The sequence below is a fragment of the Streptomyces sp. NPDC038135 genome (genome assembly GCF_055601245.1).
This window is the reverse complement of the sequence record NZ_JBVJXS010000014.1, coordinates 184310-196129: the sequence shown is the minus strand read 5'-3', so window position 1 is coordinate 196129 and position 11820 is coordinate 184310. Positions and strand designations below refer to the sequence as shown.

The window sequence follows — 11820 nt, the reverse complement described above, 5'->3', positions numbered from 1 at the left end:
CCCGACCCCGTAAGGAGCCCCGCCCCATGGCCCCCTCGCTCGACGGACTCGTCCTCGCCCCCGTCGCGGACCAGGCTCCGGGCCAAGTGGGTACGCGCACCCGCTTCGCCTACCACGAGGAGAACGGCGAGATATGGGCCGAGTACGCGGGCGGCGACGTGGTGCGCGGCCACCTGGTCGGCACCCGGGAGGGCGACCGGCTGGACTTCCGGTACGTCCAGCTCAAGCAGGACGGGACCACCTCCTCGGGGCACTGCGAGTCGACGGTCGTCGAACTGCCGGACGGCCGGGTGCGGCTGGAGGAGACCTGGGAGTGGGAGTCGCAGGAGGGCGCCGGGACCAGCGTGGTGGAGCAGGTCGCCGAGCACGCCCGCTGACTGACGCTCCGTCAGTTGTCTAAGGTGATCGGGTGAGCGAGCAGACAGCACAGCAGGGCACGCCGGAACGGCGCGTGGTGGTCGCCGGCGCGGGCATGGCCGGGGTGCAGACCGCGGTGGCCCTGCGGGAACAGGGCTTCACGGGCGCCGTCACCCTGATCGGCGCCGAGCCCCACCAGCCCTACGACCGGCCGCCGCTGTCCAAGGCCGTGCTCCTCGGCACGGCCGAGGGCTCCGCCTTCGACGTGGACTTCGAGTCCCTCGGCATCGAACTCAGGCTCGGCTGCGAGGTGCTGGGCGTGCGCCCCGCCGACCACGAACTGGACACCGAGGCCGGGCCCGTGCCGTACGACGTCCTGGTCCTCGCCACCGGCGCCGAACCGGTCACGCTGCCCGGCACCGAAGGCGTGCCCGGCGTGCACCTGCTGCGCACCCTGGACGACGCCGAGCGGCTGCGGCCGGTGCTGGCCCGGCAACACGACATCGTGGTCGTCGGCGCCGGCTGGATCGGCGCCGAGTTCGCCACCGCCGCCCGCGAGGCCGGCTGCGCCGTGACCGTCGTGGAGGCCGCCGACCGGCCGCTCGCCGGTGCGCTGCCCGCCGAGGTGGCCGCGCCCATGGCCTCCTGGTACGCCGACAGCGGAGCCGTACTGCGCACCGGCGCGCGCGTGGCGGGCGTGGAGCCCGGCGCGGTGCTGCTGGACGACGGCACCCGGCTGCCCGCCGGCGCCGTCGTGGTCGGCATCGGCGCCCGCCCCGCCACCGGCTGGCTGGCCGGCTCCGGCGTCGAGCTGGGCGAGCACGGCGAGGTGCTGGCCGACGAGCGGCTGCGCGCCTCCGCCGAGGACGTGTACGCCGTCGGCGACTGCGCCTCCTTCCCGTCCGCCCGCTACGGCGCGCGGCTGCTGGTCCACCACTGGGACAACGCCCTCCAGGGGCCGCGCACGGTCGCCGCGAACATCCTCGGCGAGATCCCCGCGGTCTACGACCCGGTGCCGTACTTCTGGTCGGAGCAGTTCGGCCGGTTCGTGCAGTACGCGGGCCACCACGCCGCCGCCGACCGCATGGTGTGGCGCGGCGGGCCGGAGGGACCGGCCTGGTCCGTCTGCTGGCTGCGCGAGGACCGGCTGGTGGCCCTGGTGGCCGTGGGCCGGCCCCGCGACCTGGCCCAGGGCCGGCGGCTGATCGAGGCCGGCCGCCGCATGGACGCCGAGGACCTGGCCGACCCGGCGCGGCCCCTGAAGACCGCCACCCTCGACTAGCGGGAGCCCCCGCGCGGACCGGCCTGGCTTCCGACTGTCGGTGGCGGATGGCAGGCTAGATCCCGTGACCGAGATTGACGCAAAGATCGATGCACTCGTCCCCGGCTGGCTCACCCTCCCCGACATCGCCGAACAGCTCGATGTCGAGGTGACGCGCGTGCGGCAGCTGGTCAAGGAGGGCCAGCTCATCGCCGTACGCCGAGGTGAGAACCGGGCGCTGCACGTCCCCGCCGCCTTCATCGACGGGGACAAGGTCGTCAAGGGCCTGTCCGGGACCCTGACGCTGCTGCGTGACGACGGCTTCACGGACGAAGAAATGATCGAGTGGCTCTTCACCCCCGACCCGACCCTGCCCGGCACGCCCGCGCAGGCCCTGAGCGAGAATCGCGGCACGGAGGTGAAGCGGCGCGCCCAGGCGCTCGCCGTCTGAACCGACCCGCACCGCGCGGGTGGCGTACCGGCCGCAGCCGCGGCGCCACCCGCACGCCCAGGACACCGACCCGGGGGGACCCACGCATGTCCGACACCGCTCGCGACCGACTCGCCGACGCCCGCCTCTACCTCTGCACGGACGCCCGCAGGCGGCAGGGCGACCTCGCCGAGTTCCTGGACGCGGTCCTGGCGGGCGGCGTCGACATCGTGCAGCTCCGCGACAAGGGCATGGAGGCCGCCGAGGAGCTGGAGCACCTCCAGGTCCTCGCGGACGCCTGCGCCCGGCACGGCAGACTGCTCGCGGTCAACGACCGGGCCGACGTCGCCCACGCCGCCCGCGCCGACGTGCTCCACCTGGGGCAGGGCGACCTCCCCGTGCCCGCCGCCCGCGCCGTCCTCGGCGACGGCGTGCTGATCGGCCGCTCCACGCACACCGAGTCCGAGGCCGCGGCGGCCGCCGTCCAGCAGGGCGTGGACTACTTCTGCACCGGCCCGTGCTGGCCCACCCCGACCAAGCCCGGCCGGCCCGCCCCGGGCCTCGGCCTGGTGCGGTACACCGCGGCCCTGGGCACCGACCGCCCCTGGTTCGCCATCGGCGGCATCGACCACGGCAACCTGGAGCAGGTGCTGGACGCGGGCGCCCGCCGGGTGGTCGTGGTCCGCGCGATCACCGAGGCCGACGACCCGGGGGACGCCGCCGCGCGGCTCGCCAAGCGGCTGCGGCAGCGGTAGCGGCGCCGCGGACGGACGCGCTCCGGGGGCCTCTGTCCGGGTTTCTGTCCGAGGGGTGGACGGGGAAGCGACAAAAAGGGCAAATGGGCGGCGTCCGGTTGGGGTACCGCCCACCCCTGACTAACCTGCGGGTATGGCCCTCGGAACCGCATCCACCAGGACTGATCGCGCACGCACCGTGCGCGACATCCTCGCCACCGGCAAGACGACGTACTCGTTCGAGTTCTACGCGCCGAAGACGCCCCAGGGCGAGCGGAACCTGTGGAACGCGCTGCGCAGGGTCGAGGCGGTGGCGCCGGACTTCGTGTCCGTCACCTACGGCGCCGGCGGCACCACCCGCACGACCACGGTCCGGGAGACCCAGCAGATCGTCGTCGACACGACGCTCACACCGGTCGCCCACCTCACCGCGGTCGACCACTCCGTCGCCGAACTGCGCAACATCATCGGCCAGTACGCGGACGCCGGCATCCGCAACATGCTCGCCGTGCGTGGCGACCCGCCCGGCGACCCGATGGGCGAGTGGGTCCCGCACCCCCAGGGCCTGGAGTACGCGGCCGAACTCGTGCAACTCATCAAGGAGTCGGGCGACTTCTGCGTGGGCGTCGCCGCGTTCCCCGAGATGCATCCGCGCTCCGCCGACTGGGACACCGACGTCCGGCACTTCGTCGACAAGTGCCGCGCGGGCGCCGACTACGCCATCACACAGATGTTCTTCCAGCCGGAGTCGTATCTGCGGCTGCGCGACCGGGTCGGGGCCGCGGGCTGCGAGACGCCCGTGATCCCCGAGATCCTGCCGGTCACCAGCGTGCGGATGCTGGAGCGGGTGCCCAAGCTCAGCACCGCCCTGTTCCCGGACGCCCTGAAAGAGCGGATCCTCACAGCGAAGGACGATCCGGCGGCGGTACGCTCCATCGGTATCGACTTCGCCACGGAGTTCTGCGCACGGCTGCTGGCCGAAGGAGTGCCCGGACTGCACTTCATCACGCTCAACAACTCCACGGCGACCCTGGAAATCTACGAGAACCTGGGCCTGCACCACCCCCCGCAGGCCTAGACCGGCCGCACCGCGATACGACACACTGCGTAGCGGCCACTGGGAGAGGGGCGTACATGGGCTGGACGGTCCTCTACATCGCGTTCGGCGTCGTCGCACTGTGGTTGCTCGGTGAGGTGCTGCTGCAGTACAAGGCGCGGCTGCGCTGGCGGCTGCTCGCCTTCGCCGGCTTCCTCGGCGTCGTCGTCGGGGTGCTGATGCCATCGGTCGTCGTCATCGGCGCGGGCGCGATCGCCTTCGCGCTCGGCCAGACCTACGTCACGCTGTCCTTCCGCCGCGGCTTCGCCGCCGGCTGGGCGGTCAAGCGTCCGGAGGACGAGGCGGTGAACGGCGGCAGCAAGCGCCGTCGCGGCAGGGCGGAGCGCCAGGACCCGACCCTCGAGGTCTCCGACCCGGAGGCGGCCGAGGGCCACGACGACGCCGGCTACGCACAGGAGCGGCTCGCCCAGAGCGACGACTACGACCACGACGACGTCTTCACCCCGGCCCGTTCCGCCGAGCCGTCCGCCGCCGAGACCACCACCGTCTACGAGCCCCAGCCGCTCCCGGACGACACCGGCTCCTACGGCGTCTACGGCGAGAACGCCTACGCGGCCGCCGCCCAGCAGCCCCAGGGCGCCGACCAGAACTACGCCTACGACTACTCGGGCTACGGCCAGCAGAACTACGGCTACGACGCCGGCGGCCAGCAGGGCTACGCCAACTACTCCGACCCGTACGTCGGCAGCCAGGGCTACGGCGGCACCGCCTACGACGCCGGCTACGGCCAGCAGCAGTACGGCCAGCAGGGCTACGCCCAGGACCAGTACGCCACCGGCGGCTACGGCGAGACCCCGGCCGGCGGGGTCTGGGTCCCGCAGCAGCGCAGCGACGAGTCCTACGGCGGCGAACTCCCGCAGGAGCAGCCGTACCCGTACCAGGGCAACGGGCAGCAGCAGCCCGGAGCCGGGTACGACGAGCAGTACCGCTTCTGACGCCCGGCTCCCGGCTCCCGCCTCACTGGGAGCCGCGGAACCCGGGCCCCTCCACGATCAGACCGGCCACCAGCGCCCCCGACATGCCGGCGTGCGGCAGCCCGCCGCCGGGATGGGACCAGCCGCCCACCCGGTACAGCCCCGGCAGACGCGTGGTGTTCCCCGGGTACAGGTAGCGGCCCCGGCCCGCGGCGAGGGCGGGAGCGGGCACGGCCCCGGACCGGGCGCCCGTCTCCCCCTCGGTGTGCACGGGTGTGCGCACCTCGTGCCACAGCAGGCGCTCCCGCAGCCCCGGCACCGCACGCTCGGCGGCTCCGAGCAGGAAGTCCGTGTAGCACCGGACGGTGCCGTCGTCCTCCCAGGCGGCCTCGGCCGACACCACGGCGGACACCACCACGGACTCGTGCGCGCCGTCCGGGGCCAGCGCGGGGTCGTCCGGGCGCATGACGGTCACCGTGGGGCACACCGGCCGGTCGCCCCCGGGCGACGCCAGGAAGTCCAGCTCGGCCTGGGCGTCCGGCGCGTGGACCACCGTGCGGTGGACGGCCCCCGGCTCGCGTCCGCCCCGCAGGGCCAGCAGGGCCGTGAACCGCCCGGGCCGAGGCAGGACCGGATCACCGGCCCGCACGTCCCCGTCCGCGTCCAGCGGACGCTCCGTCAGGGCCCGCAGCCGCGCCGGGTCCACGCCCGCCACCACGTGGTCCGCCCCGGCCGTCGAACCGTCGGCGAACTCCACCCCCGCCGCCCGGCCGTCCTTCTCCAGAATCCGGGTCACCTCGACGCCGAAGCCGAACTCGACCCGCCGCCGCAGGCACCGCTCGTACACCGCGCGAGCCAGCTCCCGCATGCCCCCGCGCACGTACCAGGTGCCGAAGGCGTGGTCCATGTACGGCAGTACGGCCGCGCTCGCCGGAACGGTCCGCGGATCGAGGCCGTAAGCGAGCACCTGGCTCTCCAGGAGGGCCGCCAGCCGCTCGTCGCGCAGCTCCCAGGCGCCGATCTCGGCCGGGGTGCCCGCCCGGCGGGTGCGCAGCAGCCGCTTGTGCGGCACCGACGGATAGGGGTCGCGCTCGGCCAGCACCTGCCAGTTCGGCCACAGCGGCTCCTCCAGCAGCGGCCGCCGGGTACGGTCCCAGGCCTCGCGGGCCCGCACCAGGAAGTCGCCCCAGCGCTGCCCGGCGCCCGCGCCCAGTGCCTCGTCCAGGGCGGCGACCACACCCGCGCGGGAGGCGTTCGGCAGGGCCACCTCGGTGCCGTCCGCGAAGACGTGCCGCGCGGAGGGGTCGACCTGGACCAGCTCGACGACGTCCTCCAGCGCCTCCTTGCCCGTCTTGACGAACAGGTCCCGGTAGACGGCGGGCAGCGGCAGCAGCCCAGGCCCGGTGTCGAAGGCGAACCCGTCCCGCTCGAAGCGGCGCACCGCCCCGCCGTACGTCCCGTCCCGCTCGTACACCGCCACCCGGTGGCCCGCGACGGCCAGCCGGGCAGCGGCCGCCATCGCGCCCATCCCGGCGCCGATCACCGCAATCCGTGCCATGACCGCGACTTTATCCACCGGCGCCGGCAGCCCGGCCGACGGGCCGCCCGGAGCGGATCAGCCCGGCGGTCCCGGCACCCGGGAGGCCATCCGCCGCTCCTCCCGCCGCTGCGCCCGGCGCCGCAGGAAGCGCCGGATCCGGGACACCAGGAACCACAGCACGACCAGCCCCGCGGCCAGCAGCACCGCCGCGATGATCGCGGCCGCCTCGGGATGGAACATCGCGAACGACACGATGCCGGCGACCCCCAGGTCCTCGGCGGTGCTCAGCACGAAGTTGCTGAACGGCTCCGGCGAGGTGTTGACCGCCATCCGGGTGCCTGCCTTCACACCGTGGCTGGCCAGCGCCGTCGAACCGCCGAGCAGCCCGGCCGCGACCTCCGGCAGCGAACCGCTCTGCCCGGCCAGCAGCGCCCCGATCCAGGCGCCCGCGAGCGGCCGTACGACGGTGTGCGCGGTGTCCCACGCCGAGTCCACGTACGGGATCTTGTCGGCGACCGCCTCGCACAGGAACAGCACGCCCGCCACGATCATCACCTCGGGCCGCTGCAACGCCTGCGGGACGTCGTCGCTCACCCCCGTCCTGCCGAACAGGCCGAGCAGCAGCACCACCGCGTAGGCGTTGATGCCGCTGGCCCAGCCGCTGGTGAAGACCAGAGGGAGTACGGACACGCAAGGGATCGTAGCCACCCGCCGGGCCGGCGTCCCGGGCACGCGCGCGCGGCGGTGAGTATCCGTACTCAGACGGCCAGATGAGTACGCGCACGGATGGGCCGCGGCCGCAGGGCACGGGAGAGTGGAGCCACGGCAGGGGGCGCGGACCGGTACCGCCGGCACGGGGCGGCGGAACGGCGCCCGCGCCCCGGCCGCTCCTTCCGCCGACGCCGTCGGCGGAAGCGAGGCACGGGGGACCCGCGGCGGACCGCCACGGGGGAAAGTCGGGGGAGAACCGTACGGGGGAGCCCGGGGGAGTACGGGCAGTACGGGGGAGTGGGAAGGCGCCGGTCCGGCAAGGGACCGGCGCCTTCTCCGTGTTCCCGGCGCCTTCGGCACCCGGCGCCTTCCGGGTGCTCCGCGCGGGCGTCAGCCCTTGCCGCTCACCCGTCCCTGGAGCAGCCGGGACAGGGCCGCGTGGACGTCGTCGAGCGAGCGCTCCGGCTGGAACGACTTCCAGTCGAGGGCGGCCACCAGCACCATGCCGACCAGGGCGGCCGCCGTGAGCTGGACGTCGATCTCGTCGCTGAACTCCCCGGCCGCCACACCCTCGCGCAGCACCCCCTCCACGACGGCGACGGCCTCCTGCCGGACCACCATCAGCGTGGACTGCCAGGCGCGGTTGGTGCGCCACAGCTCGGCCACGTAGAGCTGGGTGAACGCCGGATAGCGGTCGATGAAGACCAGGCCCGCGCGGACCATCGCGTCCAGGGCGTCCACCTTGCCGCGGCCCTCCGCGGCGGTCCGCTCGGCCGCCTCCCTGAGGGAGGCGGTGAGCAGGCTCACGCCGTGCCGCAGCAGCTCCTCGAAGAGGACCGACTTGCTCGCGAAGTTGTAGTAGACCGTGCCCTTCGCGACCCCGGCCCGCTCGGCGATCTCGTCCACGGTGGTGGCGGAGAAGCCCTGCTCGGCGATGAGCGTGACGGCGGCCTCGTAGAGCTTCTGCCGGGTGGCCTCGCGGCGCGTGCTGCCGCCGGAGGTGGCGCTGCTGCTTTCCATGGCCCCGATTGTCACAGGTACGCGCGCGTGCGGGGACGTCCCGGGGATCACAGGCTCAGCTCCGGGTGCAGCCGGTCCAGCGTCCACACCTGGCGGCGCCGGGCCGCCAGGGCGGTCAGCGCGAGCGCGCCCGCCGTGAAGGCGGCCAGCACGCCGCACGCCTGCCAGACCGGGCCGAGCCCGCCGCCCGTGATCAGCCGGCGCAGGGCCTCCACGATGTAGCTCATCGGCAGGAACGGGTGGATGGCGTTGAAGAAGCCCGGGCTGGTCTGCACCGGGTAGGTGCCGCCCGCCGAGGTGAGCTGGAGCATCAGCAGCGCCAGCACCAGGATCCGGCCCGCCGCGCCGAAGCGGGCGTTGAGCCACTGCACGATCGCCGCGAAGCACGCCGCCACCAGGAACAGGAACCCGACCGTGCCCGCCGCCCGCGTCATCTGCAGCCCGACCGCCCAGTGCAGCACGGCCATCAGCGCGGCCGTCTGCAGCACACCCACCGCGGCCACGGGCAGCCAGCCGGCCAGCGCGATCCTCCAGGCCGGCGAACCGGCCGCGAGCGCACGCCGGTTGAGCGGCGGGATCAGCATGTACGCCACCATCGCGCCCACCCACAGGGACAGCGGTATGAAGTACGGGGCGAAGCCGGTGCCGTAGTTGGGCGCCTTGTGCAGGTCGTGGGAGGCGAGCTGGACCGGGTCGGCCATCACGCCGGTGCGCCGGTCGCGGTCCTGCTTGTCGTAGTCGGGGATCTTCTTCGCGCCGTCGTGCAGCCCGCCGGCCAGCCTGCCGGAGCCGTCGACCAGCTTGTACATGCCGCCGCTGAGGGTCTGCGCGCCGGACGCCGCGGTTCCGATGCCCTTGTCGAGCTTGTCCGCGCCGGTGCCGGCGGTGCCGATCCCGGCGTGCAGCTTCTTGGCGCCGGCGGCGACCTGGGCCGCGCCGTCGTTCAGCGCGTTGATCCTCTTGACGGCGTCGTCGACGTCCTCGTAGAGGTGCGGGGCGCGCGCGGCGAGCGCCTCGGCCTGCTTCTGGAGCGTGGCGAGGTTGGCCCGCATGGTCTTCAGGGAGCCGTCCTGGTCGGCGATCAGCGTGTTGAGGTCGTCGGCCACGGTGGCCACGTCGGCCGCCGCCTGCTTGGCCTTCTTCAGGTCCGGGCAGGCCGGGTCGTCGATCACCGCCTTCTCGCAGCGGGTGCGGTAGACCTCGTCCAGCGCGGCCGAGGAGGCGTGGGCGGTCCTTGCGGCGCCGGGCGCGAGCTTCACCATGACCCCGAGGTTGCGCCGGACGGTCCTGGCCGAGTCGGCGACCAGCCGGGCGGTGTCCCCGATGGTCTTCTCGTTGTCCTTGAGGAACGGACCGGCCTGCTTGTAGACGCCGTTGACGTTGTCCGCGAGGGTCTGGGTGCCGTCCGCGACCCGCCGGGAGCCGTCCTCCACCCTGCCCGCGCCGGTGTCGAGCTTCTTGAGCCCCTTGGCCAGCTTGCCGCTGCCGCTCTTGGCGTCCTTCAGGCCGGCCGCGAGGTCCTTGGAGCCCTTCTCCGCCTTGCCGATGCCCCCCTTGAGGCGGTCGGCGCCCTTGGCGGCGGTCACGGTCTTGCCGTGGATGTCGGAGAAGGAGATGAAGATCCGGTCCAGGAAGGTCCGGGACGCCTTGCTGGAGGCGGCCGACCGGACCTCGTTGAAGACGGTCCGGGAGATCTGGCCGACGATGTAGTTGTTCGCGTCGTTGGTGCGCACCCGGAGCGCGCTCGTCTCGGGGGAGTCTCCGGAGCTGGACGCGATGCGGCCGCTGAAGTCGGCGGGCATGGTCAGCGACAGGTAGTAGGTGCCGTCCTCGACGCCCTTGCGGGCCTCGGCGTCGCTCACCTCGTGCCACTCGAAGGTGCGGCTGTCGCGCAGGCCGGCCGCGATGTCGTCGCCGGCGGTGACCTTCTTCCCGCCCGCCGTGGCGCCCTTGTCGTCGTTCACCAGGGCGACCGGGATACGGTCCAGACGGCCGTAGGGGTCCCAGAAGGACCACAGGTACAGGGCGCCGTACAGCAGGGGCAGCACGAGCAGCGCGACCAGGGCGGCGCGCGGCAGCTTCCCCCGTCCGAAGCGCCTCAGCTCAAGCGCGGCCAACCTGGGGGTGCGCATCCGCCTCCTCCTTCCGGTCGTCGTCGGCGGCGGTGTCCGCGGTGTCCGCGGTGTCCGGGGTGGCTTCGGGGGTGGCGTCGTCGGTCGCCGGGGCGCCGTCGCCGGCCGGCTCGGGCCCGTCGGCGCCGTCGCTCTCGCCTACGGCCGCGGTGGAGACGGTGAGGCAGTCCGCGGGGGCGGTGCGGCACACGGCCACCACCGTCGTGCCCGCGCGCGTGAGGGACCGCAGCAGGTCCCAGATGCCCTCGCGCTCGGCGTCGGAGAGCTTCATGTCGATGTCGTCCACCCCGAGCAGCCGCGGCCGGCTGAGGAGGGCGAGCGCGATGGACAGCCGCAGTTCCGCCGGCCGCTCCAGGTCCCGCACGGCGGTCCTGGACCCCTTGGGGAGCGTCTCCGGATCGAGTCCGGCGGCGGCCAGGGCCGCGTCGACGCGCAGCCGGGCCTCGTGGGCGCGGTCCCGGCGGGGCCGCAGCACGTCCCGCAGCGAGTCGCCGAACCGGTGCTGCAGCAGGGCCCGTTCGCGCAGGTGCTCCCCGACGGTCAGGGCCGGTTCCAGATCGGTGACGCCGGCGACGTTGGCCACGGCGCCGACCCGGCGCACGGCGGCCATGTGCCGGGGGAGTTTGAAGCCGGCCACCGCGGCCACTCCCTCGGTGGGCTTCATCCGTCCGGTGAGCGCGAGCAGCAGACACGTGCGGCCGGAGCCGGACGGTCCCTCGATCGCGATCAGTGAGCCGGGCTCCGCGTCGAGCGTGACGTCCCGGAAGACCCACCCCCGGGGTCCCTTGAGCCCGAGGCCCTCGGCGATGAGATGCGCGCCGTCCACAAGCCTCCCCCTTGCTCGTCCTGTTTTTGCACTGACTGGTCAGTACAAAACTACTCCCGAACCCCTGATCGAAGCAAAGCGGCAGGTCAGAACGGATTGTCAGTGCCATACCTCACGATGGGCACATACGGCACCCGTGCCGTCACCAGACGACAGGAGGTTCGTCATGGCCAACCCGTCCGCAGCCGCCCACCGGCGCCGCGCCACCGGCCCTGCCCCCTCACTGACCGGCCCGGCGAGCGACGTGCACCCCGTGCTCCGCCGGGCCACGGCCCCGCCCGCCGTCCTCGACCTGCTCGCCCAGGCCACCGCCGGACTCGAGGAGGCCGGCCGCCTTGAGACGCCCAACGAGCGTTACGCGACCGCCCATCTCGCCGCCCTGCGCACCGCCGCCGCGGTGCTCGCGGCCCGGGGCCGTCCCGAGACCTCCCCGCGCCGCCGGGCCCGGATCCGCAGCGCCTGGGAGGTGCTGCCCGAGATAGCCCCCGAACTGACCGAGTGGAGCGCGCTCTTCGCCTCCGGCGCCGCCCGCCGGGCCCGCGCCGAGGCGGGCATCCAGGGCGCCGCCGGCCGGCGGGACGCCGACGACCTGATACGCGACGTGGCGATGTTCCTCCGCATCGTCGAGCGGATGCTGGTGCTCCAGCCCGTCCTGCCCCGGCCCCGTCAGGACGCCGGGGAGCCGCCGGGCCCACCCGCCCGCGACGACCTCCCGGACGCGGGCTGACCTCGGCCGTCCGCCCTGCGAGACGGACACGGCCCACCCCACCGCGATGAC

General features: G+C 73.9%; 12 protein-coding genes. 7 read left to right on the top strand and 5 right to left on the bottom strand.

Annotated elements, in window-relative coordinates; all coding sequences use genetic code 11:
* The first annotated feature begins 26 nt into the window (after positions 1-26).
* The 6 genes from ACZ7JA_RS34080 to ACZ7JA_RS34055 all read left to right on the top strand — a co-directional run bounded on the left by ACZ7JA_RS34080 (position 27) and on the right by ACZ7JA_RS34055 (position 4834).
* Positions 27-377, top strand: a complete 351-nt coding sequence (locus tag ACZ7JA_RS34080) for an avidin-fold protein (RefSeq protein WP_351672746.1) — start codon at positions 27-29, stop codon at positions 375-377.
* A 32-nt stretch (positions 378-409) separates the two neighbouring features.
* Complete coding sequence (locus tag ACZ7JA_RS34075; RefSeq protein ID WP_470812270.1) at positions 410-1639, top strand: NAD(P)/FAD-dependent oxidoreductase; 1230 nt, start codon at positions 410-412, stop codon at positions 1637-1639.
* A 64-nt stretch (positions 1640-1703) separates the two neighbouring features.
* Complete coding sequence (locus tag ACZ7JA_RS34070) at positions 1704-2069, top strand: Rv2175c family DNA-binding protein (RefSeq protein WP_351672750.1); 366 nt, start codon at positions 1704-1706, stop codon at positions 2067-2069.
* Positions 2070-2155: 86 nt separating this feature from the next.
* Positions 2156-2803 (top strand): thiamine phosphate synthase, encoded by a 648-nt coding sequence (gene thiE / locus ACZ7JA_RS34065; RefSeq protein WP_351672752.1) that lies wholly within the window; start codon positions 2156-2158, stop codon positions 2801-2803.
* A gap of 133 nt (positions 2804-2936) precedes the next feature.
* Positions 2937-3860: a methylenetetrahydrofolate reductase [NAD(P)H] gene (gene metF, locus ACZ7JA_RS34060; RefSeq protein WP_351672754.1), complete on the top strand. Its 924-nt coding sequence runs from the start codon at positions 2937-2939 to the stop codon at positions 3858-3860.
* A gap of 56 nt (positions 3861-3916) precedes the next feature.
* Positions 3917-4834 carry an SCO2102 family sporulation regulator gene (locus tag ACZ7JA_RS34055; protein ID WP_351672756.1) on the top strand — a complete coding sequence of 306 codons (918 nt, stop codon included), beginning with the start codon at positions 3917-3919 and terminating at the stop codon, positions 4832-4834.
* Positions 4835-4856: 22 nt separating this feature from the next.
* Here ACZ7JA_RS34055 and ACZ7JA_RS34050 read toward each other — a convergent pair whose 3' ends face one another.
* The 5 genes from ACZ7JA_RS34050 to ACZ7JA_RS34030 all read right to left on the bottom strand — a co-directional run bounded on the left by ACZ7JA_RS34050 (position 4857) and on the right by ACZ7JA_RS34030 (position 11042).
* Positions 4857-6371 (bottom strand): phytoene desaturase family protein, encoded by a 1515-nt coding sequence (locus tag ACZ7JA_RS34050; protein ID WP_389304188.1) that lies wholly within the window; start codon positions 6369-6371, stop codon positions 4857-4859.
* Positions 6372-6428: 57 nt separating this feature from the next.
* Positions 6429-7043 carry a DUF4126 domain-containing protein gene (locus tag ACZ7JA_RS34045; RefSeq protein ID WP_351672760.1) on the bottom strand — a complete coding sequence of 205 codons (615 nt, stop codon included), beginning with the start codon at positions 7041-7043 and terminating at the stop codon, positions 6429-6431.
* A 411-nt stretch (positions 7044-7454) separates the two neighbouring features.
* Positions 7455-8084, bottom strand: coding sequence for a TetR/AcrR family transcriptional regulator (locus ACZ7JA_RS34040; RefSeq protein ID WP_351672762.1), 630 nt, complete (start codon positions 8082-8084; stop codon positions 7455-7457).
* A 47-nt stretch (positions 8085-8131) separates the two neighbouring features.
* Positions 8132-10216 (bottom strand): YhgE/Pip family protein, encoded by a 2085-nt coding sequence (locus ACZ7JA_RS34035; protein ID WP_470812267.1) that lies wholly within the window; start codon positions 10214-10216, stop codon positions 8132-8134.
* Positions 10188-11042 (bottom strand): ATP-binding cassette domain-containing protein, encoded by an 855-nt coding sequence (locus ACZ7JA_RS34030; protein ID WP_470812265.1) that lies wholly within the window; start codon positions 11040-11042, stop codon positions 10188-10190. Before ACZ7JA_RS34030 ends, ACZ7JA_RS34035 begins: the two co-directional genes overlap by 29 nt.
* 166 nt (positions 11043-11208) lie before the next feature.
* Between ACZ7JA_RS34030 and ACZ7JA_RS34025 the strand changes: the two genes are divergently transcribed.
* Positions 11209-11769: an SAV_6107 family HEPN domain-containing protein gene (locus ACZ7JA_RS34025; RefSeq protein WP_351672767.1), complete on the top strand. Its 561-nt coding sequence runs from the start codon at positions 11209-11211 to the stop codon at positions 11767-11769.
* Positions 11770-11820: the final 51 nt, after the last annotated feature.

Coding starts and splice junctions, on each gene's coding strand:
- ACZ7JA_RS34035 (WP_470812267.1), bottom strand. CDS start 10,216: ATGCGCACCCCCAGGTTGGCCGCGCTTGAGCTGAGGCGCTTCGGACGG.
- ACZ7JA_RS34080 (WP_351672746.1), top strand. CDS start 27: ATGGCCCCCTCGCTCGACGGACTCGTCCTCGCCCCCGTCGCGGACCAG.
- ACZ7JA_RS34055 (WP_351672756.1), top strand. CDS start 3,917: ATGGGCTGGACGGTCCTCTACATCGCGTTCGGCGTCGTCGCACTGTGG.
- metF (WP_351672754.1), top strand. CDS start 2,937: ATGGCCCTCGGAACCGCATCCACCAGGACTGATCGCGCACGCACCGTG.
- ACZ7JA_RS34050 (WP_389304188.1), bottom strand. CDS start 6,371: ATGGCACGGATTGCGGTGATCGGCGCCGGGATGGGCGCGATGGCGGCC.
- ACZ7JA_RS34040 (WP_351672762.1), bottom strand. CDS start 8,084: ATGGAAAGCAGCAGCGCCACCTCCGGCGGCAGCACGCGCCGCGAGGCC.
- thiE (WP_351672752.1), top strand. CDS start 2,156: ATGTCCGACACCGCTCGCGACCGACTCGCCGACGCCCGCCTCTACCTC.
- ACZ7JA_RS34025 (WP_351672767.1), top strand. CDS start 11,209: ATGGCCAACCCGTCCGCAGCCGCCCACCGGCGCCGCGCCACCGGCCCT.